We start from the raw sequence: 24,877 nt of genomic DNA, 5'->3' as shown, positions 1-24,877 counted from the left end.
ATCCAGCGTCGCTGGCGGCGCTGGATTCAGACGCTGATGCGCAGGCGCGCCATGTCGCGCAGCGGTGGGGCGCCGAACAGGCGGCTGTACTCGCGGCTGAATTGGGACGGGCTTTCGTAGCCCACGCGGTAGCCGGCGGCGGAGGCCTCCAGGCCTTCGGCGAGCATCAGGCGTCGCGCTTCCTGCAGGCGCAGTTGCTTCTGGTACTGCAGCGGGCTCATGGCGGTCATGGCCTTGAAGCGATGGTGCAGGGTCGAGACGCTGAGGTTGACCTCCCGCGCCAGGTCATCGATGCGCAGGGGCTGTTCATAGTTGCCGTTCAACCACTTGATGGCCTGGTTGACGCGATGGCTCTGGCTGTTGGCGATGGCAATTTCATACAACCGATGCCCCTGCTTGCTGCGCAGCAGCCGATAGAGGATTTCCCGGCGGATCAGCGGCGCGAGCATCGCGATGTCTTTCGGCGTGTCCAGCAAACGGGTCAGGCGCAGCACGGCATCGAGCATCGGCGGGTCGAGTTGTTCGACATACAGGCCGCGCCCAGTGGGCCGGGTCGGAACTCCCAGGGGGCCGGCATCGGCGATCAGGGTGCTGATTTCAGTGGGGTCGATGTCCAGGCGCAAGGCCAGGATCGGCTCTTCGGGCGAAACGATGGCGACTTTGCCGCTCAAGGGCACCGACACCGACACCACCAGGTAATTGAGCGGGTCGTAGTTGAAAGTTTCGTCGGCCAGCCGTACCTCTTTGCGCCCCTGGGCCATGATGCACAGCGCGGGCTGGGCCAGTACCGGGGCGAACTGGTGGGAGCTGCTGTGGCGCGAAACAAACAGTGAGTGGATGGCGGTGGCGTAGCTGCCGTCTTCGCTGGTGTTGCGGCGAATGATTCCGGCCAGCTCGGCGCGCTGTTTTTCCATGTCCGGATCCAGCGGAGCTTGCGGATATTCGAGTGACGACATGGGAAGCCTCCGGCGTTTCTGATGGGCACAGCTTAAATTTGTGCAAGAACCATGGGTAGGCGATTCCTGCGTAAAACTTGCCTGATTCTGCAGCGCCCGCGCGTATTAGACACAACACGTGTTTCGGCGCGGGTGTCACTTGCTTGAAACAGTCGTATGGTTTTTCCAGGACTGTCGGGCGTGCGGTGATCCCATCTCGCGCTACTCGCAGGATTGTGCAAAAGGCCGACAGGATTCGACTAACGGCGGCTGCTGCGGCCGTTTAATCTTTGATCCTGTCGCAGCCCGTCCCATGGCTGCCTCGACAACACCCTGGGAGGGTCGCAGATGTCCACGCATAGTCCTGTCAGTCATATGGCTTTCGTCCGTGCCCGCAGCGGGCGTACCACGGAATTGGGCGCGCGCTTGAGCAGCCTGATCGAGCCGTCGCGCCAGACACCCGGTTGCCTGCATTTCGCGTTGCAGCACTCGCAGTGCGATGCCGAGCTGTGGATGGTTTCCGGCTTCTGGAGTAGTCAGCAGGCGATGACCGCCTACTTCAGTTCGCCCGCCATGGCGATTTTTACCGAGTTGGTGCAGGACCTGGTGGTCAACAGCCTGGACTTCCATACCTTCAGCCATATCTCGGCCGCCGAGGCCCATGGCGAATACGCGCAACTGAACCAGGCCCCGGTGCACAAACTGGCCAGTTGAAGGTTTAGAATGGCCGACTTTCCATTGGCCAGGATCAGCAACATGGCACGTAAAGAGTTTGCGCAGTTCGAAGCGGTATCCGCCGTGGTACCGGGTGAAGGCGGTTACAGCGCCGCTATCGCCATCAAGGCCCTGGGTGGTTCAGGGGCTCCGCGTTTTCATAAAGTACTGGATGACCAGAAATTCAAGACCGCCGATGACGCCGACCAGGCTGCTGCGCAGAAGCTTGAGCAGTTGATCGACGTCGATGAGGACGGCGAGCTGTCCTGGAAAACTATCTGACTGCCCCCGGGCGGTACATCTTGAACAAGGCCTCAGGCCCCAGCTGGAAATAATCCGCTGGCCCGCCGCCGCGCAGAATCGGTTCTGCCGCGGCGGTGTCGTACACCCCATCCTTGAGCAGCCACTTGGCGATATGCACGGCGACTACTTCGCCGAGAATCAGCCAGCTTGGCACCAGCTCCTGATCTGCCCGCTGCAATTGAATGATCTGCGTGACCTTGCATTCAAAGGACACCGGGCTTTCGGCTACCCGCGGTACGGCGATCACCTTCGAGGCGACCGGGGTCAGGCCCGACAATTCGAACTCGTCGACATCGGCCGGCACGGAGGCGCAACTCTGGTTCATCTGCTCAGCCAGGGGCCGGGTCGCCAGGTTCCAGGCAAATTCGCCGGTCTGCTCGATGTTGTTCAGGCTGTCTTTGCGCCCGACGCTGGAGAACCCGATGATCGGCGGAATGTAGTTGAAGGCATTGAAGAAGCTATAGGGCGCCAGGTTCAGCCGGCCCTGGGTGTCCTGTGAGGAAATCCAGCCGATAGGGCGCGGGCCGACGATGGCGTTGAACGGGTCATGGGGCAGGCCGTGGCCCTGGGCGGGTTCGTAGTAGTGGATATCGTCGGGCATGGCGGGGCTCCTGAGGTGCGGTGATCCGAGGGCGCCATAGTGCCGGGCGCGAGGCGCTAATTCCAGCATCGATGGTCAGACGATGGCCGGCTTTCAAACGAGGTACGGTGGTTTTCTCCCCACCCTAAAACGACTAAGCCCGGCCGAAGCCGGGCTGTGATGCCGCGCGTGGGTATTAGCTGATGGTGGCAGAGCCGGTGCGGTCGTAACCGTCTTCAGCGACCGTGGCAGAACCGGTGCGGTCGTAGCCGTCTTCGGCGAATGTGGCAGAGCCGGTACGGTCGTAACCGTCTTCAGCGACTGTGGCAGAGCCGGTGCGGTCATAACCGTCTTCAGCGACTGTGGCAGAACCGGTACGGTCGTAGCCGTCAGCGGCGAAGGTGGCAGAACCGGTGCGGTCATAGCCGTCTTCGACAACGGTGGCCGAGCCTGTGCGATCGTAGCCGTCAGCGGCCAGCGTGGCCGAGCCGGTACGGTCATAACCATCGGCAGCGAAGGCGTTGGCGGCCAGTACCGAAAGGGTCAGGGCGATGATCAGTTTGCTTTTCATGAGAGTGACTCCAGGTTCGTCAAGGGTGTGTGCGTTGGGCGTGAAATAGATATTACTCCGTGTAAGTTGATTAAAAAGCGCAAAAAAGCGCTTAAATTAATCGATTTGATCGATGTTAAGGCCGTCACAAGTGACTGCAAATAACTGCGGTGGGGCCCGTGTTCTGTATACGTATGGGACGGTGTTATGGATTCAATTGCAGGCTGCGACCCGAGCATTAACGGATCATTAATCTGTTAATCCGGGCTGTGGAATCGCGATCAACGGATTTTTCATGCGCCACAGACCTATTTTTCACTGCGCGCCCCGCAGCCTTCGCCCAGGCCTGCATTCGACGACAGGCCGTCTTGAATAGAGCCCTGGAGCGATACCGCGAATGAATAAACTTCCTCAGATCACCCTGGCGTTCTGGGTCATGAAAATCTGCGCAACCACCCTCGGAGAAACCGCCGGGGACCTGTTGTCGATGACCTTGAATGTCGGCTATGCCATCAGCTCGATGATCCTGATCAGCGTGTTCGTGCTGACCCTGATCACCCAACTGTTTTCCAGGACCTACAACCCGGTGCTGTATTGGATCGTGATCCTCTCCACCAGCACGGCCGGGACCACCATGTCGGACTTCATGGACCGCACCCTGGGGCTGGGCTACGCCACTGGCTCGATGATCCTGATTGCAATACTGCTGGCGATCTTCGCGGCCTGGCGCCTGAGCGGCGATTCGCTGAACGTGAACAAGATCCACAGCTTCAGGGGGGAGATGTTCTATTGGATGGCGATTCTGTTTTCCAACACCCTGGGCACCGCCCTGGGCGACTACCTGGCAGATGATTCGGGCCTGGGTTTTGCCGGCGGCGCATTGTTTATCGGCGCCACCATCGCCGTGGTGGTGCTGCTCAAGTACTTCACTCGGATTTCGTCGGTGCTGCTGTTCTGGGCGGCATTCGTGCTGACCCGGCCATTCGGCGCGACCCTGGGGGATTTCCTGACCAAACCCCATGAAAAGGGCGGCCTGGATTTTGGCACCATCGGCTCCTCGGCGGTGTTGGCGGGGATCCTGCTGGTGATGATTATCGGCGCGACCTATGCCCAGCGTAAGTTCGGGCGCCAGGCGCTGGCCGAGCCGTCCTGAGCCGATGAGCACGGCCAGGGGCAGAGGCTTGCAGGCATGAAAAAGGGCGCGGTCATCGAATGACAGCGCCCTTTTTTGCTACTGGCTGAACGCTTAGTCAGTCACGATCCGCGAATGCTTGCGGGTGTCTTTCATGGTCGCGTAGACCAGCAACGAACAGGCGATGCAGGCGGTGACGTACCAGTAGTAGCCGGTTTCCATGCCGATGCTCTTGAACCACAGCGCGATGTATTCCGCGGTGCCGCCGAAGATCGACACCGTCAGCGCATAGGGCAGGCCTACGCCCAGGGCGCGGATTTCGGTAGGGAAGAGCTCGGCTTTGACCACCGCGTTGATCGAGGTGTAGCCGCTGACGATGATCAGCGCGGCCATGATCAGGAAGAACGCGCCCCACCAGGTTTGCACGGTGTGCAAGGTGGTGAGGATCGGCACGGTGAACAGGGTACCGAGGACCCCGAAGGCAATCAGGATCGGCCGGCGTCCGACTTTATCCGACAGCCCGCCGATGATCGGTTGCAGGCACATGAACAGGAACAGGGTCGCCGCGGAAATAGTGGTGGAGTCGGAGATGCTCATGCCGACGGTGTTCACCAGGTATTTCTGCATGTAGGTGGTGTAGGTGTAGAACGCCAGGGTACCGCCCATGGTCAGGCCGACCACGGTCAGCAGTTCCTTGGGATGACGGAGCAAGGTGCGCATGGCGCTTTCCTTGGCCTTCTCTTTCTTGGTGAAGGACTCGGTTTCTTCCATGCCACGACGCAGGTACAGCGCGACCACGGCACACAGCGCGCCGATGGCGAACGGAATGCGCCAGCCCCAGGCGTACAGTTGCTCGGTGGTCAGGAGCTGTTGCAGCACGATCAGTACGGCCAAGGCGATGAGCTGGCCGGAGATCAGGGTCACGTACTGGAAGCTGGAGTAGAAACCACGACGTTCCTTGGTTGCCATTTCGCTGAGGTAAGTGGCGGAGGTGCCGTATTCGCCACCCACCGACAGGCCCTGGAGCAAGCGTGCGAACACCAGCAGGATTGGCGCGCCGATGCCGATGGTTTCGTAACCCGGGCTCAGGGCGATCAGCAGCGAGCCGAAGCACATCAGGTAGACCGAGGCCATCAATGCGCTTTTGCGACCGACCTTGTCGGCGTAGAGGCCCATCAGCCAGCCACCGATCGGACGCATCAGGAAGCCCACGGCGAAGATCGCGGCGGTGTTGAGCAATTGGGCGGTGGTGTCGCCTTTGGGGAAAAAGGCCTTGGCGAAGTACAGCGAGAACGCCGCATAGACGTACCAGTCGTACCACTCGACCATGTTGCCGACCGAGCCACTGAAGATCGATTTGATGCGGCTGGAAGTGGTTCGGGCTTTGGCTGGCACGGCAGCCGACCCAAGAGGCAGGGCGTTGGAGTTATCCATTGAAGGATCCTTCATCTAATTGTTTTTTTGGAGCGCGCGTAAACGCAGCCTGGGTGGGCTATAGCAGGAGCTGTGCCAGGTCGAAGAAGGCCGGTTTAGAGGGGGTAGGGCATTTGAATAGGCGGAAATCCGCTTATCGAAGGCAGGTGTGTAAGCGGAAACTTGCCGAGCGGGGGTGGCAAAGGTCGTCGATCACGGCGGGCGCCTACAAGAACATTTCCCGGTTCAAGCCGTGGCGTTGCATCTTTTCATTGAAGGTCCGGCGCGGCAGTTGCAGCTCTTCGAGCACGGCCTTCACGTCACCCTTGTGCCGGGTCAGGGCGGAGCGCAGGCAGTGGGCCTCGAACGCCTCCTGCTGCGCCGCCAGGGATTGCCCCGGGTCGATCCCCACTGGCTCCGGCTCGCCCAGCCCCAGCCCCAGCACCTGGCGTTCGGCAACGTTGGCCAGTTCGCGCACGTTGCCCGGCCAGTCATGGCTCAGCAGGTGGCTCAACTGCGGCCCGCTCAGGGGCGGGAAGGTGCGACCCAGACGCTCGGCGGCGTGTTGGGCGAAGGATTCGAACAACAGCGGAATGTCCTCGCGCCGCTCCCGCAGGGGCGGCAGGCGTAGCTCGGCCACGGTCAGCCGATACGCCAGGTCCTCGCGAAAGCGCCCGGCGCGGGCTTCGTCCAGCAGGTCGGGCTTGGTGGCGGCGATGATCCGCAAGTCGACATGGATGCTCTGGTTGGAGCCCAGGCGTTCGAGCTTCTGTTCTTGCAGCACGCGCAGCAGTTTGACTTGCTGGGCCAGGGGCATGCTTTCGATTTCATCGAGAAACAGCGTGCCGCCGTCGGCGTATTCGAGCTTGCCGATGCGTTTGCCCTGGGCGCCGGTAAAGGCGCCACTCTCGTGGCCGAACAGCTCGGCCTCGAACAGTTGCTCGGGAATTGCCGCGCAGTTCAATGCCACGAACGGCTTGCTGGCGCGCGGGCCGAAGTCGTGCAGGCAGCGCGCAACCAACTCTTTGCCGCTGCCGGTTTCGCCGCGGATCAGCACATTGACCGGCAGCGCGGCCAGGTCCAGGACTTGGCGCCGCAGGGTCTGCAACCCGCGGGATACCCCCAGCAGCGTGGCATCCAGCTTCGCGCGGTTGTCCGCCAACTGGTGCAGGGCGCGGTTTTCCAGGACCAGGCGGCGTTTGTCGAGGGCTCGCCGCAGGCTGCTGAGCAGGGCGTCGGGGCTGAAGGGTTTTTCCAGGAAGTCATACGCGCCGTCGCGCATGGCTTCCACGGCCATCGGCACGTCGCCGTGGCCGGTCAGCAGAATCACCGGCAAGTCCGGGTCCCGGCGCTGGACCTCGGCCAACAGTTCCAGCCCGCTCATGCCGGGCATGCGCACGTCGCTGAGAATGACCCCGGGTAAATGCTCCGGCAGGTGCGCGAGGCACTCATCGGCGCGGCTGAACAACTGCACGTCGAAGCCCGAGAGGCTCAGCCACTGTTCGATGGCGCTGCGGATGCTGCTTTCGTCATCGACCACCAGCACCGAATTCAGCATTGGATGTGCGCCTCCAGATCGATGGGCAGGTACAGCGTGAACACCGCGCCTTCGCCTTGATTGGCGGCGGTCAGGCGCCCGCCCAGCTCGTGGATGATGGCGTAGGACACCGCCAGCCCCAGGCCCAGCCCGTCGCCCACCGGCTTGGTGGTGAAGAACGGGTCGAAGACATTGGCCAGGTGTTCCTCGGCAATCCCGCCGCCGCTGTCGGCGATGCTCAGGCTCCACAGCTGGTCATCGGCTTCGAGGCGGATTTCCAGGCGCCGGTGGGGCTTGTCGTGCATGGCGTCGAGGGCGTTGCGCAGCACGTTGATCAGCACTTGCTCCAGGCGGATCGCGTCGCCACGGACCCACGCCGGGCGCGTCAGGTGCAGCACCTGCTCGACGTTTTCATCCCGCAGGCGTGTCTCGAGCAGTTGCAGGGACTGATCCACCACCGCGGCCAGGTCCAGGCGCTCGCGCAGGCCGCTGGGGCTTTTGCGGGCGAAGGTCTTGAGGTGTCCGGTGAGGGCGGCCATGCGCGTCAGCATGTCATCCAGTGGCCGCAGAGCCTTGTAGGCATCATCGACCCGACCGTGATCCAGCAACAGGCGCAGGGTAGCCAGTTGCATGCGCTGGGTGGTCAGCGGCTGGTTGATCTCATGGGCCAGGGCCGCTGACATTTGCCCGAGGGCTGCCAGCTTCGCCGATTGCACCAGGCCATCCTGGGCGGTGCGCAGGTCGCGGGTGCGCTCCTCGACCAGTTGTTCGAGTTCTTCGCGGCTGCGCTGGCGCAACTTGGCCAGGCGCCAGCGCTGGGTCAGGAACAGCAGCAGAAAGACCAGGGTCAGCCAGGCGCCGGCGGCGGCCAGCCCGGCGTTGCGTCGGTCTTCGTCGACCTGGGGCCGGCGCAGCAGGTGCAGGGTCCAGCCTTCGGCGCTCAGGGGCAGGGACTCCCATAGGTAGTCGGCATTGCCCTGCGGGCCGTTGACCCGGGTCAGCTTGCTGTTGTCGTCAAAGTGCCTGAGGGTCTGATGTTCCAGCGGTGTCAGCGGTTGCTTGTCGTATTGGCGGGTGGTCTTGATGTCCGCCAGCTCGCTGTCGGACAGCGGGCGCAATTGGCGGTAGCGCCAGCCAGGCTGGTTGGCGATAAAAATGATGCCCCGGGCGTCGCTGACCAGCAGGGTGTCGCTGCCCTGGCTCCACTCACGTTCCAGCTCCGGAAACTCCAGCTTTACCACCATGGCCCCGAGGAATTCTTCGGCGTCGCCCTTGACCGCACTGGACAGGAAATAGCCGGGAATGCCACTGGTCACGCCCACCGCGTAAAAGCGTCCGGTGCCCTGGCTGCGGGTCTGGCTGAAGTAAGGGCGAAAGCCATAGTTGTGCCCGACATAACTGCTGGGCAGGCGCCAGTTGCTGGCGGCCACGGCCAGGCCGTCGTGGTTGAGCAGCTCGAGGGTCGAGGAGCGGGCCGCGCCGTTGATTTTTTCCAGCTTGCGGTTCAGCGCATCCTGTTGCTCGGCGCCCAGCGGGCCGCTGAGGGCGCTGCGCAACTCGGGGTCCAGGGCCAGCACGGCCGGCAGCGCGCGATAGCGTTCAATCAGGGTGTGCAGGGAATTGGCGTACAGCCCGAGTTGTTCGTTGGCCCGGGCGGCGTCATCGACCAGGGCCTGGCGTTCGGCGTGATGCATGGCCAGGCCGGCGCTGATGACGGCACCAGCGAGAATCACCAGGGAATAAAACGTCAGGCGTAGCGGGCGCGAGATCTGGGCCATGAGTCAGGGCAGGCTGCAATGGGGGCGGGAACGATAGCATGAGTGCCCCACGGGGCGTTGATCGTGGACAGTTTCGCCGGTGAAATCTGCCCATGAAAAAGGCGGCGGGCCGTTCAATGAACAGCGCCGCCGCCTGGGTTGACGCGTGGAAGCCTTACTGCACTTCTACCGCCAGGCTTTCACTGATCTTTTTCTGCCAGATCGCCGGGCCGGTGATGTGCACCGACTCGCCCTGGCTGTCGACGGCCACGGTGACCGGCATGTCCTTGACCTCGAACTCGTAGATCGCCTCCATGCCCAGTTCGGCGAACGCCAGGACCTTGGATTTCTTGATCGCCTGGGCCACCAGGTAGGCTGCGCCGCCGACGGCCATCAGGTACACGGCCTTGTTGTCCTTGATCGCCTCGATCGCGGTCGGACCGCGCTCGGACTTGCCGATCATGCCCAGAAGGCCGGTCTGCTCGAGGATCTGCCGGGTGAACTTGTCCATCCGCGTGGCGGTGGTCGGGCCGGCAGGGCCCACGACTTCGTCACCGACCGGATCGACCGGGCCGACGTAGTAGATGAAGCGACCCTTGAGGTCTACCGGCAGGGTTTCGCCCTTGTTCAGCATCTCGACCATGCGCTTGTGCGCCGCGTCGCGACCGGTGAGCATCTTGCCGTTGAGCAGCACGGTTTCGCCCGGCTTCCAGCTCTGCACGTCTTCCGGGGTCAGGGTGTCGAGATTGACGCGACGGGCCGACGGGCCGGCTTCCCAGACGATTTCCGGGTAGGCGTCCAGTGGTGGCGCTTCCAGGGATGCCGGGCCGGAACCGTCGAGCACGAAGTGCGCGTGGCGGGTGGCGGCGCAGTTGGGGATCATGCACACCGGCAGGGAGGCGGCGTGGGTCGGGTAATCCATGATCTTCACGTCGAGCACGGTGGTCAGGCCACCCAGGCCCTGGGCGCCGATGCCCAGTTGGTTGACCTTCTCGAACAGCTCCAGGCGCATCTCTTCGATACGGTTGGACGGGCCACGGGCCTTGAGCTCGTGGATGTCGATGGATTCCATCAACACTTCCTTGGCCATCACTGCGGCTTTCTCGGCGGTGCCGCCGATGCCGATGCCCAGCATGCCCGGTGGGCACCAGCCGGCGCCCATGGTCGGAACGGTCTTGAGCACCCAGTCGACGATCGAGTCGGACGGGTTGAGCATGGCCATTTTCGACTTGTTCTCGGAGCCGCCGCCCTTGGCCGCCACGTCCACTTCCACAGTGTTGCCCGGGACGATGGAGTAGTGGATGACCGCCGGGGTGTTGTCCTTGGTGTTTTTACGCGCGCCCGCCGGGTCGGCCAGGATCGAAGCCCGCAGGACGTTTTCCGGCAGGTTGTAAGCGCGACGCACGCCTTCGTTGATCATGTCGTCCAGGCCCATGGTCGCGCCATCCCAGCGCACGTCCATGCCTACGCGGACAAATACGGTAACGATGCCGGTGTCCTGGCAGATCGGGCGGTGGCCAGTGGCACACATGCGCGAGTTGATCAGGATTTGCGCCATGGAATCACGGGCTGCCGGCGATTCTTCGCGCAGGTAGGCCTCGTGCATCGCCTGGATGAAGTCCACGGGGTGGTAGTAGGAAATGAACTGCAGGGCGTCGGCAACGCTCTGTATCAGGTCGTCTTGCTTGATCACGGTCATGAGTCGCGCTCCTCTAAAAGACGGGAACATTTAATAAGGTGCTTGCAGCTTGGGTGCATCGGTCGGTTGCAAACACCTTCTTGAGGCACGCCGGACACACATTGGCGCGACGCTAAAAAGGCGCGGCAGTATACCGCGCCTCAGTCCCGGGCACACCCGCCAGCCGCCAAACGAAAGTCGAGCAGCGAACAGGCACTGTTCTTGCGTGAACGCGTCAGACGTAGCATTAAAACGCCACAAATTTGAATAGTTATTTTTTCGCCACGGCACTAAAGTGGCAAGTGGCCTGTAGGGTAGGAAACTCTTTAAGCCCCCTTTCGCACGGTGAGTCAACGATTGACCCATAAAGCTATTCAGCGTCTTTTAATCAAGCGTTTTGCCATTGCTGCGGGCAGTTACGCATTGATTTTGCTGTTGCTCTGGGTCGCCATCCTGACCGGACATTATTCTGCTCCGGTCAGCGCCGCGCTGATCGATACGGTCCTGGTGGTGATCAGCCAGGCCATCCTGTTTGGCCTGTTCATCAGCGGGCGCAACCTGCGGTTTTCCGATCCAAGCCTTACCGAAGTGCAGGTGCTGCTGGGTATCACCTGGCAGACCTGGCTGTTGGCGCACCTGGATATCGCCCGTGGCACCTTCCTGGTGTTCTACGTGGTGCCCATGTTGTTCGGGCTCTTTCATCTTTCGCGGCGGGCCTTTACCCGCTGTGCGATGTGGATATTTATCAGTTTTGCCGCGCTCAACCTGTGGGAGGCCTATCACTTCCGGCTGGCAGACCCGCGGTTGGCGGTGTTGCAGGTGAGCGTGCTGTTCGTGGTGCTGCTGTGGCTGTGCCTGTACGCCAGCTATGTCCAGGCTTCGCGCCAGCGCATGCGACAACGGCGTTTCGCCTTGCAGGCCCACCAGGACACCTTGCGTGGCATGATGCGTCAGCTCGAGGACCTGGTGGCCACCGATGAACTGACAGGCCTGTTCAATCGACGGCACTTCCTCCGGCTCGCTTCCCGTGAGTTGCATGCCATGGGCGCCGACCAGGTGCACGGCCTGGCGCTAATCGACCTCGACCATTTCAAACGGATCAACGATATGCATGGCCATGCCGCCGGCGACCAGGTGTTACAAGCGTTTGCCGCAGTGGCCAGCGCCTGCCTGCGCGAAGGTGATGTGCTGGCTCGCTACGGCGGTGAAGAGTTTGTCCTGTTGTTGCCTGAATGCGACGCCGAGCGCTTGACCTCCTGTTGCGAGCGCCTGCGCATTGCGTTTATGGATGCCCAGCTGGTTGGCTTGAAGGTGCGCGACCTCAGTCTGTCGGCGGGCATGACCCTGTTGGTGCTGGACGATGACCTCGATGATGCGCTGCAGCGTGCTGATCAGGCGCTGTATCGGGCCAAGCGCGATGGCCGCAACCGCTGCGCGGCGGCGTGGGAGCAGGCCGATGCCTGAGCTGCGGGTCGGTGAGCGGCAGTGGTCGGTGGCGGCGGGCAGTAATCTGCTGGATGCGCTGAATCAGGCCGGCATGGCGGTGCCCTACAGTTGCCGCGCCGGCAGTTGCCATGCGTGCCTGGTGCGGTGCGTCCAGGGCCTGCCCAGCGATAGCCGACCTGATGCCCTGAGCGACGAGCAGCGCCGTCTCGGCTGGCGCCTGGCCTGTCAGTGCCAGGTGAACGAGGATCTGCAGGTCGAAACCTTCGATCCTCTGCGCGATGGCCTGTCTGCCGTGGTGCAGGGGGCTGACTGGTTATCGTCCACGGTACTGCGTCTGCGGTTGCAGCCCGAACGCAACCTGCGCTATCAGGCCGGCCAGCATCTGGTGCTGTGGACGACCAGTGGTGTGGCACGCCCTTATTCACTGGCGAGCCTGCCCGAGGAAGACCGCTTTCTGGAGTTCCACCTCGACTGTCGCCAGCCGGGGGCATTCAGTGATGTGGCGCGTGAGCTGAAGCCGGGCGACCCGCTGCGCCTGGGGGAGCTGCGAGGAGGGGCGCTGCACTATGACCCGGATTGGCAGAGCCGGCCGCTGTGGCTGCTGGCGGCCGGCACCGGTTTGGCGCCGTTGTTCGGGGTGTTGCGTGAGGCGTTGCGCCAGGATCATCAGGGCGCGATCCGGGTTATCCACCTCGCCCATGATGCCGGCGAGCATTACCTGGCCAAGCCTCTGGCGGCCCTGGCGGCGAATCATCCCAACCTCAGCGTCGAGTTGCTGACCCCGGCCGAACTGCCCTTGGCCTTGGGTCAACTGCGGCTGACGTCCCGGCAAACCCTGGCGCTGCTCTGCGGTCACCCCGACAGCGTCGACACCTTCGCCCGGCGTCTGTACCTGTCAGGCTTGCCGCGCAATCAACTGCTGGCCGACGTCTTCCTGCCGCGAGCCTGACAGGCCACGGCGTCCTTGCGGGCCAGCGCATCTATGCCTGACGCTCCCCAGCGCGCTCAAGCACCAACAGCTACCCAACGAAAAAAGCCCCGACGTTTTCACGACGGGGCTTTTGCGTTCAGCGCGTGCTGCTTAGACCATCGGGTCGCCAACGTGCAGGATCTTCATGCCATTGGTGCCGCCGGTGGTGTGGTAGCTGTCGCCCTTGGTCAGGATGACCCAGTCGCCTTTTTCTACCACGCCGAGTTTCAGCAGTTCGTCGATGGCTGCCTGGCTGACCTGCTCCGGTGGCAGGGATGCCGGGTCGAACGGCACGGTGTAGACGCCACGGAACATGGCGGCACGGGCCTGGGTCTCGCGGTGCGGGGAGAACGCGTAGATCGGGATCGAGGAACGAATGCGCGACATGATCAACGGCGTATAGCCACTTTCGGTCAAGGCGATGATCGCCTTCACGCCCGGGAAGTGGTTGGCAGTGTACATGGCGGCCAGGGCGATGCTCTGGTCGCAGCTTTCGAAGACCTTGCCGATACGGTGGCTGGAAGTCTTGCTGGTTGGATGCTTTTCAGCGCCGACGCAGATCCGCGCCATCGCTTGAACCGCTTCCAGCGGGTACGGGCCCGCGGCACTTTCAGCCGAAAGCATCACGGCGTCGGTGTAGTCGAGCACGGCGTTGGCCACGTCGGACACTTCGGCGCGGGTTGGCATCGGGTTCTGGATCATCGACTCCATCATCTGGGTCGCCACGATCACTGCCTTATTGTGGCGACGAGCGTGGAGGATGATTTTCTTCTGGATGCCGATCAGTTCGGCGTCGCCGATTTCCACACCCAGGTCGCCACGGGCAACCATGACGGCGTCGGACGCCTTGATCAGACCATCAAGGGTCTCGTCGTCGGCTACGGCTTCGGCGCGTTCGATCTTCGCCACCAGCCAGGCGGTGCCGCCGGCTTCGTCGCGCAGTTTACGGGCGTATTCCATGTCGGCGGCGTCGCGCGGGAAGGACACGGCGAGGTAGTCGACTTCCATTTCGGCGGCGAGCTTGATGTCAGCCTTGTCTTTTTCAGTCAGGGCCGGTGCGGTCAGGCCGCCACCGCGACGGTTGATGCCTTTGTGATCCGACAGCGGGCCGCCGATGGTGACCACGCAGTTCAGTTCGGTGTCGGAGGCGGTTTCAACGCGCATCACCACACGACCGTCGTCGAGCAGCAACTCGTCGCCGACGCCGCAATCCTTGACCAGGTCCGGGTAGTCGATACCCACGATCTGCTGGTTGCCTTCGGTCAGCGGATGTACGGTGGAGAAGGTGAAGTGATCACCGATCTTCAGCTCGATGCGCTTGTTGGCGAATTTGGCGATGCGGATCTTAGGGCCTTGCAGGTCACCCAGCAGCGCGACAAAACGCCCGTGCTTGGCCGCGAGATCGCGTACCAGCTTGGCGCGAGCCTTGTGCTCGTCGGGGGTGCCGTGGGAGAAGTTCAGACGGGCGACGTCGAGGCCCGCGAGAATCAGCTGTTCGAGAACTTCCGGCGAGTTACTGGCCGGGCCGAGGGTGGCAACGATTTTGGTACGACGAACGGACATGCAAGACTCCTAAAGTTCAAGCGCAACGAGAGGCTACTATGGTCCGAAGTTGTAGTCATTGTTCGTTTGCACTACTTATTCGTTTGTTTGTTTAAACGAACAACCTTGAAGATTTTCGCTGATGAGTCGATACACTGCACAAGACAGGAGATCCCCCATGCGCTTCGTACTCATTGCTGCCCTGGCCGTCAGTGTTGTCGGCTGTACCCGCTGGTCGATGGACCACCATTTGAACAATGCCTACCGCGCCTACGATCGCGGTAACTGCGAGAGCGTGATGCTCGAACTCAGCCAGGTCGATCGCACCAGCCGTTCGCGCCGCTATGTGCAGCCGGAAGTCTCCATGTTGCGCGGGCAATGCCTGGAGCGGCAGAAACTGTTCGTCGATGCTGCGCAGACCTATCAGTTCATCCTCACCGAGTACCCGAGCAGCGAGTATGCGTTCCGTGCCCGTGCTCGACTGGAAACCCTGCAACAGTTGGGCTACTACCCGCCGCGTACCGGCGCCCAGGTCCGCCCGGCAACCTTGTAATTATATTCGTCATACATTCCGTGGCCGGGCTTGGGCCTTGAGCTAAGATTGCGGAGTCCGCCTGGAGCTTCGCATCTGAATCGCCGGCTCTGCTGGCTGCCCGCGACCGGCGACAGCACGGACTCGGGAGAGCGACCTGCCTGCAGGTCTGCTCCGAAGCCCTAGTGCGGCCATGCTTAATGGCCTCTGCATAGCGATCTTCAGCATGCCTACCGAACGTCGGATAGAGCGGCACCAGCTGCCGTACTTTTTGAAAGTCTACAATCGACTCACCGACAAGCCTGTCGGCAGCCTGGGCAATGTCTCGCAAGACGGTTTGATGCTGATCAGCCAGTTGCCGATGATGGTAGGGGTCGATTTCGAACTGCGGGTGAAGCTTCCGGGCAACACCGGTCGAGCACAGTTCATCGACTTCACTGCCAACTGCCTGTGGTGCCACGAAGACGTAACGCCCCACTATTACGACGCGGGTTTTGCCCTGCAGCGGGCGTCTGCCGAGTACCGGCAACTGGTGAGCGACCTGCAGCACTACTTCAGTTTCTATCCCTTGCAGGCCTCGGCCTAGCCTGCCGGCCCTGGCTCACAGGGTGCCGGCTTTCTTCCAGCTCAGGTAACGGGTCACCAGTTCCGCGCCCAGCTCGCCCGGACGGGCGTCGAGCAAGGAGACGCCGTGGGCCAGCAACCGCTCATGCAGCTCACTCCGGGCGTTCAGATAGTCCACGGTGCCGCAGTAGGTCAGGGCCTCGGGCAGGGTCTGCACCGGTGTTTGGCGCAGTTCGTCGAGAACTTCTTCACGCAGGCTGGCCACCAGCACCCGGTGTTGGCGGCTGATGCGCTTGACCGCCGTCAGCAGTTCTTCGTCATCTTCATCGCGCAGGTTGGTGACCAGCACCACCAGTGCCCTGCGTTTCTGCCGTGCCAGCAAGTGGCTGGCGGCGGCCTGGTAGTCGGCGGGGCGCTGGCTGCTGTCCAGGTCGTACACCGAGTTGAGCAAGACGCTGAGCTGCGCCGAGCCCTTGACCGGGGCCAGGTAGCGCGGTGCCTGGCTGGCAAAGGTGCTCAGGCCTACCGCATCGCCCTGGCGCAAGGCCACGTAACTCAGCAGCAGGCAGGCATTGAGGGCATGGTCGAAATGCGCCAGCTCGCCATCCTGGCTGCGCATGCGGCGGCCGCAGTCGAGCATGAAGATAATCTGCTGGTCGCGTTCGTCCTGGTACTCGCGGGCAATCGGCGTGCGCTGGCGGGCGGTGGCTTTCCAGTCGATCTGGCGCAGGCTGTCGCCTTCGCGAAACTCCCGCAGCTGGTTGAACTCCAGGCCCAGGCCCCGGCGTTGCAACTGGCGCACCCCGAGCTGGCTTAGCCAGTTGTCCACCGCCAGCAATTGCGCGCCGTAGAGGCGGGCGAAGTCCGGATACACGCGGGTGCTGTCGGGCAGGGGCAGGATCCGGCGCGCGCTCCACAGTCCCAGGGTGCTGGGCAGGTTGAGCTCGCAGTAGGCGAAGTTGAAATGCCCACGCTTGAGCGGTCGCACTCGATAGCCGAACTGACTGTGCCGCCCGGGTTCGAGGGTCAGGCCCTGAGGCAGGTGTTCGAAGCTCAAGCCGTCCGGTACATGGTCAAAGACTTCGACGGCGCGCGGCCGCTGATAGTCGTGGTGCAGCTCCAGGCTGACTTCGCTCCAGCGCCCCAGCGGCAGGCTGCCGGGGATCTGCCGCCGCAGTCGGGGCGAGGGCAGGCGCCAGAGCAGCGCGGCATCGAGCACCGCCAGCAGCAACAAGGCCAGCAGCAGGCCCCAGGCAATCGACTGGAGGCTTGGTGGGAGGTCCAGGCCCAGGGCACCGCAGGCGCCCAGGACGATGTCCAGGCCCAGCAGCACGCCCAGCCAGATCAGCAACAGGCGCGAAGGTTTCATCGGTTCAGATGGCTCATAGGCGTGGCGCCGGGATCTGGTCGAGCAGTTGCTTGAGCACCTGCTCCACCGACAGGCCTTCGATATCCAGTTCCGGGGCGATCCGCACCCGATGGCGCAACACCGCCAGGGCACAGCCTTTGACGTCGTCGGGAATCACGAAGTCGCCACCACGCAACAGCGCTCGCGCCCGCGCGCCGCGGACCAGGGCAATCGATGCCCGGGGGCCGGCGCCCAGGGTCAAGCCGGGCCAGGTACGGGTGGCGCGGGCCAGGCGCACGGCGTAGTCGAGCACCTGTTCGTCCAGCGGCAGGTCGCTGGCAATCCGTTGCAGGGTCAGCACGTCCTTGGCTTGCAATACGGTGCGCAGGGGTTGCACATCCAGCATGTCGGCGCGGGTCGAACGGGCGACCTGGCGCACCATGTCCAGTTCCTGCTCGGCGTCTGGGTAGTCCATGCGCAGTTTGAGCATGAAACGGTCCAGTTCGGCTTCCGGCAGCGGGTAGGTGCCTTCCTGTTCGATCGGGTTCTGGGTCGCCAGCACCATGAACGGCTGACCGATCGGCAGGGCCTGGCCTTCCAGTGTGACCTGGCGTTCCTGCATGGCTTCGAGCAGCGCGGCCTGGGTCTTGGCCGGTGCGCGGTTGATCTCGTCCGCGAGCAACAGGTTGGTGAACAGCGGACCCTTGCGCAGCTTGAACTGCTCGGTCTGCATGTCGTACACCGCGTGCCCGGTGACGTCGCTGGGCATCAGGTCCGGGGTGAACTGGATGCGCGCGAACTCACCGCCAAAGCAGCGAGCCAGGGCGCGCACCAGCAAGGTCTTGCCCAGGCCCGGCACGCCTTCGAGCAGTACATGGCCGCCGGCAATCAGCGCCGTGAGCACGTCGTCGATCACCGCGTCCTGGCCGATCACGACTTTTTGCAGTTCCTGGCGTACGGCCTGGGCCAATTGGCTGGCGCGCTGGCGCTGTTGGGCCAGATGTTGTTCGGCAGGGAGGGCGTCAGTGGATGGAAGCGGGTCTTCGGGAAGTTCGCTCATAGGGCATTCCTGAGAGTTTGCAGGTGGGCGACCAGGCGGCTGAAATCGGCGCTGGAGTGGCGCTGCCCGCTGCCTGACGGCAGCGCCTGGCTGATGGCATCGATGGGTTGCTGGGTCAGGCGCGCGAGCACCTGGCACTGTTGTTCGGTGTCGAGGCGTTCAAACCCCGGGTGCCGGCGACGGGCGCGGCGCTGGATGTCCAGGCGCAGGGCCTTGAGCAGGGCGCCTTGGCCGCCATGGCGCAACAGGAAGTCGGCGCTGGCGCGCAGGTGTTCGCGCAACTGGCGCCGCGCCTTGGGCGGAGGCGCCAGCAGCGGGCCGTGGCGTACGCCGACATGCCACAGCCAGAGGCCGATCAACGCTGCCAGGGCCACCAGGGCTTGGGGGAAGTACCGCAGCAGTAGCTGCCAGAGACCGTCGTGGTGGGTGTCGAATAACAGGGTGACGGTGCTGTCGGTGCTCAAATACCACAGCAGCCAGGCGTTGTCGTAACGGCCGATCTGGGTGTTTTTCCAGATTTCGGCGTCCGTCAGCACCGTCACCGTGCCGCTGCCGTAGGACAGTTGCATCATGTGGGTGGCGACGCCGCTGTTGGCCCAGGATCGCGCCAGGTCGTGGGGGTCATCGAGATCAAAGTCATTGTCGAAGCTGAAGTAGGCCGGCGCCTTTTCATCTTCCAGGTACAGCTTGGTCAACTTCGGGAAGTCTTCTTTTTCTTCAGGTTCCTGCGGCTGCGGCGGGTGTTCCTGGTCGGCGCTCATAAATTGATGAATTCGCAGCCGGTCCAGCAGCAGGTCGCCGCTTTTTTCGGTTTTTTCGTCCCACAGCGCCTCGGCGACCAGCACCAGGCGCCCGCCGGCGCGGGTCCAGTTCAGCACCTGGCGAACCTGGCGTGGGGTCATGTTCGAGCGCTCCCCCAGCATCAGCAGGGTTTGGCCGTGGGACTCCAGGGTCGGCAGAATTTCCAGGCCATCGGCGTGCTGGACCTTGAGTCCGCGCTGCTGCAGAAACTGCTCGGCGGCCAGGTAAGGGTTGGCCAGGGCCTCGGGGGAGGGACCGTGGTCGATGACTTCCTGGTAGGGCACTGCGTTGCGAAAAATGACGTAAGCGACCCCGGCGACCAGTACGCACAGCACCAGGCCCAGGGCCCACGGCAAGCCACGCTTCATGGTCGCACCTGCGGCTCGAACAGCGCCCGCCAGGCGTCGCACAGTTCCTGTTGCAGGTGCGCCGCCGGCAGTCGGTGGCCATAGGCGAGGTTTTGCCAGTGTTGGGTCAGGCTGCTGCTGAACGCCAGCAGGGCCGGTTGCTGCAAGCCCCGGATCCGTTCCAGGACCTGGCCTTCAGTGTCGGCGGCCTTGAGTGGCAACTGGTAGTCATGCAACAAGCGGTTGAGCAGGGCCCGGTACAGCAGGCCCAGGGCTTCCCGTGGCTGGCTCTGCCACAGCCGTGCGGCATTGGCGGCGATGTCTTCGGGCAGGGTTTCGCTGGCGACATCCAGCCCGAACAACTGGGTCGGCTGGGGCCTCGGGATTTTTTTTCGTGGCTGGGGGCGCCGGCTGACAAACGCTTGCAACCACTCGCGGTAGCGCCAGATCACCAGGGCGATCGTGCCCAGGACCACGGCCCAGAGGAAGACTTCCAGCCCCTTGGCAATGCTGGCGAAGGTGCCGCCGTCCAGGTTACCCAGCAGCTTCTTCAACCAGCTTGGCGGTTTGCCCGACTGGGTGCCTGGCTTGGGTTCGTCGCCGAAGCGGTAGCGGGTCACCGATTCCGGATTCTTGAACGGCGGTTTTTCCAGGATTGCCTGGATGCCATCTTTTGACGCCTGGCTGTTCAGCGCCTGGTTGCGCAGGCGCAGGTGGGTCGAGGGGTCGACCTCTGCGGCGGCCCAGACTTCTTGATGCAGCGGGACCAGCGTCAGGCCCACCAGCAACAGCAGCGCCGCCACGCTGCTCAGACGTTGGCGCAGGCGGCGGAACACCAGCTCCAGGTCCCAGGCCTCCAGCTCGGTACGGCGGTTGAGATAAAGGCTGAAACCGCAGGCGACGTAGATCGGTTCCCAGGCAATCAGCACCAGCGCGTAGAAGGCATTGGTCAGGTGCTCCAGCCATAGCCAGTCGTGCTGGGCGGCCGCGACCAGGGTTTTCTGCCAGTCCCAGTCGAGTTCGATCTGCTGCGGCAGCATCAGGTAGAACAGCACCATCAGGCCGATCCACAGCGCGCCTTCAAGGTGTACACCGATCAGGGTCAGCCAGCGTGCGGCGCCGGCATTTTTTTGCAGCAGAACGTTGAGTCGTTGCTGGCGCGCATCACCGCTCAGGCCTTCGAGCTGCACCACCGGCATCACGAAACTGCGGCTCATGCTCAGGCGGCGCCAGGTCAGGCTCGCCAGCAGTTGTGGCTTGAGCAGGCGCGGCCATTGGCGCAGCGCCTGGCCCAGGGTTGGAGTCTCGCCGAACAGGGCCTTGGACAGAATAAACAGCGGCAGCCGGTCGAAGGCCGGTTTCAACCACCAGAACAGCAGCAGGGCCCATGAGGGCGACTGCCACAGCAGCAGGCTGAGCAAGGCAAAGACCGGCAGGGTGACGATGGCCCAACTGGTCATCAGCAGCCGACGATGCTGCTGGCTCAGCAGCACGCCCAGGTCCATGGCTTCCCAGGGCGTGCGCGGGCGGATCGCCACACTTGAGTCACTCAGGCGCATGGGCGGTACGTCCGGCAAAAATCAGATAAAGCGCCACCAGCGCCCACAGGGCTGCGCCCACCAGGTATTTGATCCAGGGCGCGGGCCAGGTCAGGGAGGACCAATAGGCTTCAATAAAGGCGGCGATCAATAAAAACAGCATCACTCCACAGACCAGTTGCACGCTCTTGCGCGAGGCTTGCAGCAGCGCTTCGCCCCGGGGCAGGCGCCCGGGGGCGATCAGCGCCCAGCCCAGTTGCAGGCCTGCCGCGCCGGCCAGGGCAATGGCCGTGAGCTCGAAGGCACCATGGCCGATGACAAACGACCAGAAGGTCTGCCCGGAGCCGATTTGCGTCAGGTGGCCGGCAATGGCGCCAATCATCAAACCGTTGAAGAACAGGAAGAACACGCTGCCCAGGCCGAACAGCAGCCCGCTGGCGAAGGTCTGAAAGGCAATGCCGATGTTGTTCATGATGTAGTAGCCGAACATCACCCAGTCTTCACTTGAGGCGCGCGCGGCATCTCGGCCCAGGCGGCTGGAGTCGGGGTCGTACATGCTCTGCATGGCGCCCACCTGCTCCGGGCTTACCAGGCTGTAGACCAGGTCGGGAAACAGATAGACCAGCAGGCCGAAGCCCAGCAGGCTGCCGAAGAACAGCAGGCCGGCAGCCAGCACGAAGCGCCATTGTTCGCGCACCAGGCGTGGAAACCCGGCGAGTACGAAACCCAGCACCTTGGCGCTCAAAGGCGTGCGTTGCCGGTACAGCTGTTGATGGCCGCGCAGCGCCAATTGTTGCAGCGGGTCGATCAGGTAGCTGCTGTAGCCGCGCTCTTGGGCCAACGCCAGGTGTTGGCACAAGCGGCGGTAGTCCTGGGGGAAACTCAGGCAGTCTTCGGCCTTGGCCTGGCGGCGCTCCAGTTGCTCCAGCAGTTGGCTGAAACGCTGCCACTCGGGTTGATGGCGACTTTCGAACAGGCTTTGCTTCATGTCGGCCCCAAAAAGCCACGGGCGATGCCGTTGAGCTCGGCCTTGGCCTGGTTAATGGGAACCTGCAGGGGCTGGGCGAGAATCGCCGCCAGCTCGTCGATTCGTTCTGCCGACAGTTGGCTCTGGCGTTCGGCGAAACCGAGGATTGCCCGCTGCTCATCGAGCTTGAGGGCGAAAGGTGCGCGTCTGGGTTCAGCCTCGGGCAATGCCGGGCGGTCCAGGGTGCGCTCGCGATAGATCACCAGGGTGCCGGCGGCCAGGTCGCCGAGACGCTTGAAGGTCGGGTGCTGCAGGCAACTGATGGCGCCGAGGAAATAGCCGAATGGCAACATGTCGGCAAACCGCAACAGGTTGCGGGTCAGGGACGGGCCCCAGCCGATGGGCGTGCCGTCATCCTGCACGACCCTGAGCCCCATTAGCATCTTGCCGGGCGAGCGACCCTGGTTGAGCACCTCGAACAGCACCATGTACCACCAACTGATCAGGAACAGCAGGAGCGAACCCAGGCCCATGCCCAGCTTGCCGAGAAACGCCAGGGCAATGAACAGCACACCGAGGATCGCCCCGCGAAACCCCAGGTCGATGGCAAAGGCCATGGCGCGCGACATCAACCCGGCCGGGCGCAGCGGCAAGTCGATGCCTTCCGGCGTCTCGACCTGGTACCGCGTATCCAGTGGCGGGTGCAGCGGTGCTTTCCGTGGCAGTGCTGTGGTCTCGGGCATGGGCAACGAGTGGCTGGCCTGGTTGAGAAAAAATCCAGGGCAGATGCTAGCAGTGTCGGGGGGGCAAACGACATCACTAACTGTCGCGATGACGCATCGGGTAACCGATCTGGTGCAAGATCGCTGGCCGCGGCGGCTGCCTAGCGCCTAGACTTTGCCGGTCTTCAGTTCAGGAACAGCCCGTGACCTCCATCTTCTGGTACGACTACGAAACCACTGGCATCAACCCGCGCTGCGACCGGCCGCTGCAAGTGGCGGGTATTCGCACCGACCATGAACTCAACGAGATCGGCGAGGCGGTCAACCTCTACTGCCAGCCCAGCGACGATATCCTGCCCCATCCTGCGGCCTGCATGATCACCGGCATTACCCCCGGCCGCCTGGCTGCAGAGGGGTTGAGCGAAGCCGATTTCATGACTCGGGTCCATGCCCAGCTGGCCCAGCCCGGCACCTGTGGCTCGGGCTACAACACCTTGCGTTTCGACGACGAGATGACCCGCTACAGCCTGTACCGCAACTTCTTCGACCCGTACGCCCGCGAGTGGCAGGGCGGCAACAGCCGCTGGGATCTGATCGATGTGGCGCGTGCGGCCTATGCCTTGCGTCCGCAAGGCATCGTCTGGCCCGAGGAAGAAGGGCGGGTGAGCCTCAAGCTCGAGCGTCTGACCGCTGCCAACGGCATCGACCATGGCCAGGCCCACGACGCACTCTCCGATGTGCGCGCCACCATCGCTCTGGGGCGGCTGATCCGCGAGAAGCAGCCCAAGCTGTTTGACTGGCTGTTTCAACTGCGCAGCAAGCAACGGGTGATGGACCAGATCCGCCTGCTGCAGCCGATGGTGCATATTTCCGGGCGGTTCTCGGCGGCGCGCAGTTACCTCGGCGTGGTGCTGCCCCTGGCCTGGCACCCGCGCAATCGCAATGCGCTGATTGTCTGTGACCTGCACCTCGATCCCCAGGGGTTGCTTGACCAGGATGCGGAGTCATTGCGCCAGCGCTTGTACACCCGCCGTGACGAGTTGGAGGAGGGCGAGTTGCCGGTGCCACTCAAGCTTATTCATATCAACCGCTGTCCGGTGGTGGCGCCACTGAATGTATTGCGCCCACAGGACCAGCAGCGCCTGCAACTGGACATGGAGCTTTATCAGGTGCGCGCGCAGCAGCTGAGCGCGGGCCAGGAAGTTTGGCGGGAGAAACTTCAGGCGATCTATGCAACTGAAGACTTTGCGGCCACAGAGGATCCGGAGCAGCAGTTATACGACGGGTTTATTGGTGATCGTGATCGTCGACTGTGCGAGCAAGTACGCCTGGCCGACCCTGTCGATTTGGCTCAAGCGCATTGGCCATTCGATGATGGACGCCTGCCGGAATTATTATTCCGTTACCGAGCGCGCAACTTCATCGAGACATTGAATAAGCAAGAGCAAGAGCACTGGAAAACATTTTGTCAGCAGCGCCTACTCGACCCGAAATACGGGGCGCCCAATACCCTTGAGGCTTTTAACGCGGCCTGTGCACAGTCCTTATTAAACGCCACGCCGGCGCAGAAAGCGGTACTCAATGAATGGCAGGATTATGCGCGTTCATTAAGCGTCCGGCTGGGTATTTGAACGGGCTTACTGCGCACCCGGGTTAAATTCCAGGAATAAAAAAACGCCAGCTGACTGGCGTTTTTTCTACGGGTCACCAATTTCTGGTGCCGGCGCTATGGCTTAACCCAGCAGGGTTGCCCAGCCTTCAACTACGTCGCCGCCCCACTTGGCTTTCCACTCTTTCAGGGTCTTGTGGTTGCCACCTTTGGTTTCGATGACTTCGCCGTTGTGCGGGTTTTTGTACTGTTTAACTTTGCGAGCACGTTTGGTGCCGGTAGTTTTTACAGCAGCGCGTGGCGCTTTAACTTTGGACTCTGGGTCGAGCAGGGCGATGATGTCACGCAGCGACTTGGAGTACTCGCCCATCAGGGTGCGCAGTTTGCCTTCAAATTCCAGTTCGGTTTGCAGTTTGTCGTCTTGGGACAGATTCTTCAAACGGGCCTGGAGCTCTTTGATGGCTTCTTCTGTGGCACGGTATTCGTTGATCAGGGACATGGAAACTACCTTATTTGGGCGCGAGTGGCGGGGTACAGTGTCGTAATAATAGTCAGGCAGTTTCAGCAAGTAAACATTAAAGAGGGCTTTTGTTTAATTTGTTTAAAGTGTCGGCTCGAAAAAAAAGCCGTGCAGTTAAATACGGTGATGGGCCTCTCACAGATATTCACAAACTCAGTCACCGACTATTTGCAACTAGGTCTGTGACAGAACCCGGCAGTCAGTTTTTCCAGGGTGTTAGTGAGCCCGGCGGTGCCTGGAGACGATTGAGGCGTAACGGATACTGCAGTTTTGCCGCGTAATGGCTAGAATGGCGGCCTTTGCGAAGTTCTG

At 62.6% G+C, this 24,877-nt stretch carries 23 protein-coding genes; 8 read left to right on the top strand and 15 right to left on the bottom strand.

Annotated features, from left to right (window positions below):
• Positions 1-26: 26 nt before the first annotated feature.
• Entirely contained in the window at positions 27-956 is a 930-nt protein-coding gene (locus MF4836_RS21100) for an AraC family transcriptional regulator (RefSeq protein ID WP_078471890.1), read from the bottom strand.
• 327 nt (positions 957-1,283) lie between these two features.
• Between MF4836_RS21100 and MF4836_RS21095 the strand changes: the two genes are divergently transcribed.
• Positions 1,284-1,649, top strand: coding sequence for a putative quinol monooxygenase (locus MF4836_RS21095; RefSeq protein WP_043229407.1), 366 nt, complete (start codon positions 1,284-1,286; stop codon positions 1,647-1,649).
• A gap of 9 nt (positions 1,650-1,658) precedes the next feature.
• Complete coding sequence (locus MF4836_RS21090) at positions 1,659-1,931, top strand: hypothetical protein (protein ID WP_078471889.1); 273 nt, start codon at positions 1,659-1,661, stop codon at positions 1,929-1,931.
• Here MF4836_RS21090 and MF4836_RS21085 read toward each other — a convergent pair.
• Positions 1,924-2,553 carry a flavin reductase family protein gene (locus MF4836_RS21085; protein ID WP_078471888.1) on the bottom strand — a complete coding sequence of 210 codons (630 nt, stop codon included), beginning with the start codon at positions 2,551-2,553 and terminating at the stop codon, positions 1,924-1,926. The two genes, MF4836_RS21090 and MF4836_RS21085, sit on opposite strands and share 8 nt — an antisense overlap.
• Before the next feature lie 175 nt (positions 2,554-2,728).
• Complete coding sequence (locus tag MF4836_RS21080) at positions 2,729-3,103, bottom strand: heme utilization protein (RefSeq protein ID WP_078471887.1); 375 nt, start codon at positions 3,101-3,103, stop codon at positions 2,729-2,731.
• A gap of 376 nt (positions 3,104-3,479) precedes the next feature.
• Here MF4836_RS21080 and MF4836_RS21075 point away from each other — a divergent pair, with 376 nt between their 5' ends.
• The gene (locus MF4836_RS21075; protein WP_078471886.1) at positions 3,480-4,235 is read left to right on the top strand and encodes a COG4705 family protein; all 756 of its coding nucleotides are present in this window, start codon (positions 3,480-3,482) and stop codon (positions 4,233-4,235) included.
• A gap of 93 nt (positions 4,236-4,328) precedes the next feature.
• On the opposite strand, the gene MF4836_RS21070 is transcribed toward MF4836_RS21075, so the two are convergent.
• The 4 genes from MF4836_RS21070 to MF4836_RS21055 form a co-directional block, all read right to left on the bottom strand.
• Complete coding sequence (locus MF4836_RS21070; RefSeq protein WP_078471885.1) at positions 4,329-5,648, bottom strand: MFS transporter; 1,320 nt, start codon at positions 5,646-5,648, stop codon at positions 4,329-4,331.
• Between the two features lie 205 nt (positions 5,649-5,853).
• Complete coding sequence (locus MF4836_RS21065; protein WP_078471884.1) at positions 5,854-7,185, bottom strand: sigma-54-dependent transcriptional regulator; 1,332 nt, start codon at positions 7,183-7,185, stop codon at positions 5,854-5,856.
• Positions 7,179-8,942, bottom strand: coding sequence for an ATP-binding protein (locus tag MF4836_RS21060; RefSeq protein ID WP_078471883.1), 1,764 nt, complete (start codon positions 8,940-8,942; stop codon positions 7,179-7,181). Before MF4836_RS21060 ends, MF4836_RS21065 begins: the two co-directional genes overlap by 7 nt.
• A 154-nt stretch (positions 8,943-9,096) precedes the next feature.
• Positions 9,097-10,620 carry a fumarate hydratase gene (locus MF4836_RS21055; protein ID WP_020297224.1) on the bottom strand — a complete coding sequence of 508 codons (1,524 nt, stop codon included), beginning with the start codon at positions 10,618-10,620 and terminating at the stop codon, positions 9,097-9,099.
• A 336-nt stretch (positions 10,621-10,956) separates the two neighbouring features.
• Here MF4836_RS21055 and MF4836_RS21050 point away from each other — a divergent pair, with 336 nt between their 5' ends.
• Positions 10,957-12,063 (top strand): GGDEF domain-containing protein, encoded by a 1,107-nt coding sequence (locus MF4836_RS21050; RefSeq protein WP_078471882.1) that lies wholly within the window; start codon positions 10,957-10,959, stop codon positions 12,061-12,063.
• Positions 12,056-12,994 (top strand): iron-sulfur-binding ferredoxin reductase, encoded by a 939-nt coding sequence (locus MF4836_RS21045; protein ID WP_078471881.1) that lies wholly within the window; start codon positions 12,056-12,058, stop codon positions 12,992-12,994. The genes MF4836_RS21050 and MF4836_RS21045 overlap by 8 nt, the downstream gene beginning before the upstream one ends.
• 132 nt (positions 12,995-13,126) lie before the next feature.
• On the opposite strand, the gene pyk is transcribed toward MF4836_RS21045, so the two are convergent.
• On the bottom strand, positions 13,127-14,578 hold the full coding sequence (gene pyk / locus MF4836_RS21040) for a pyruvate kinase (protein WP_078471880.1): 1,452 nt from the start codon (positions 14,576-14,578) through the stop codon (positions 13,127-13,129).
• 157 nt (positions 14,579-14,735) lie between these two features.
• Here pyk and MF4836_RS21035 point away from each other — a divergent pair, with 157 nt between their 5' ends.
• Together MF4836_RS21035 and MF4836_RS21030 are read left to right on the top strand one after the other, a co-directional pair.
• Positions 14,736-15,110, top strand: coding sequence for a tetratricopeptide repeat protein (locus MF4836_RS21035; protein WP_078471879.1), 375 nt, complete (start codon positions 14,736-14,738; stop codon positions 15,108-15,110).
• Positions 15,111-15,315: 205 nt separating this feature from the next.
• The gene (locus MF4836_RS21030) at positions 15,316-15,675 is read left to right on the top strand and encodes a PilZ domain-containing protein (protein WP_078471878.1); all 360 of its coding nucleotides are present in this window, start codon (positions 15,316-15,318) and stop codon (positions 15,673-15,675) included.
• A gap of 15 nt (positions 15,676-15,690) precedes the next feature.
• Here the strand turns inward: MF4836_RS21030 and MF4836_RS21025 are convergent, their stop codons facing one another.
• Genes MF4836_RS21025 through MF4836_RS21000 form a run of 6 tightly spaced genes read right to left on the bottom strand, consistent with a single transcriptional unit; the run spans position 15,691 to position 22,457 of the window.
• Positions 15,691-17,022, bottom strand: a complete 1,332-nt coding sequence (locus MF4836_RS21025; protein WP_078471877.1) for a DUF58 domain-containing protein — start codon at positions 17,020-17,022, stop codon at positions 15,691-15,693.
• A gap of 13 nt (positions 17,023-17,035) precedes the next feature.
• On the bottom strand, positions 17,036-18,061 hold the full coding sequence (locus MF4836_RS21020; protein WP_078471876.1) for an AAA family ATPase: 1,026 nt from the start codon (positions 18,059-18,061) through the stop codon (positions 17,036-17,038).
• Positions 18,058-19,230, bottom strand: coding sequence for a DUF4350 domain-containing protein (locus MF4836_RS21015; protein WP_078471875.1), 1,173 nt, complete (start codon positions 19,228-19,230; stop codon positions 18,058-18,060). Before MF4836_RS21015 ends, MF4836_RS21020 begins: the two co-directional genes overlap by 4 nt.
• On the bottom strand, positions 19,227-20,768 hold the full coding sequence (locus MF4836_RS21010) for a DUF4129 domain-containing protein (RefSeq protein WP_078471874.1): 1,542 nt from the start codon (positions 20,766-20,768) through the stop codon (positions 19,227-19,229). Before MF4836_RS21010 ends, MF4836_RS21015 begins: the two co-directional genes overlap by 4 nt.
• Positions 20,755-21,735 (bottom strand): stage II sporulation protein M, encoded by a 981-nt coding sequence (locus MF4836_RS21005; protein ID WP_078472051.1) that lies wholly within the window; start codon positions 21,733-21,735, stop codon positions 20,755-20,757. Before MF4836_RS21005 ends, MF4836_RS21010 begins: the two co-directional genes overlap by 14 nt.
• Complete coding sequence (locus tag MF4836_RS21000; RefSeq protein ID WP_078471873.1) at positions 21,732-22,457, bottom strand: RDD family protein; 726 nt, start codon at positions 22,455-22,457, stop codon at positions 21,732-21,734. Before MF4836_RS21000 ends, MF4836_RS21005 begins: the two co-directional genes overlap by 4 nt.
• Positions 22,458-22,639: 182 nt before the next feature.
• On the opposite strand from MF4836_RS21000, the gene sbcB reads away from it, so the two are divergent.
• Positions 22,640-24,067, top strand: a complete 1,428-nt coding sequence (gene sbcB / locus MF4836_RS20995) for an exodeoxyribonuclease I (protein ID WP_078471872.1) — start codon at positions 22,640-22,642, stop codon at positions 24,065-24,067.
• Between the two features lie 102 nt (positions 24,068-24,169).
• Here sbcB and mvaT read toward each other — a convergent pair whose 3' ends face one another.
• On the bottom strand, positions 24,170-24,544 hold the full coding sequence (gene mvaT / locus MF4836_RS20990; RefSeq protein ID WP_078471871.1) for a histone-like nucleoid-structuring protein MvaT: 375 nt from the start codon (positions 24,542-24,544) through the stop codon (positions 24,170-24,172).
• Positions 24,545-24,877 lie beyond the last annotated feature (333 nt).

The organism is Pseudomonas sp. MF4836 (assembly GCF_002018875.1).
In the GTDB taxonomy this organism is placed as follows: Bacteria; Pseudomonadota; Gammaproteobacteria; order Pseudomonadales; family Pseudomonadaceae; genus Aquipseudomonas.
The sequence above is the reverse complement of the archived record's forward strand: the minus strand, read 5'-3'. Positions and strand labels throughout refer to the sequence as shown.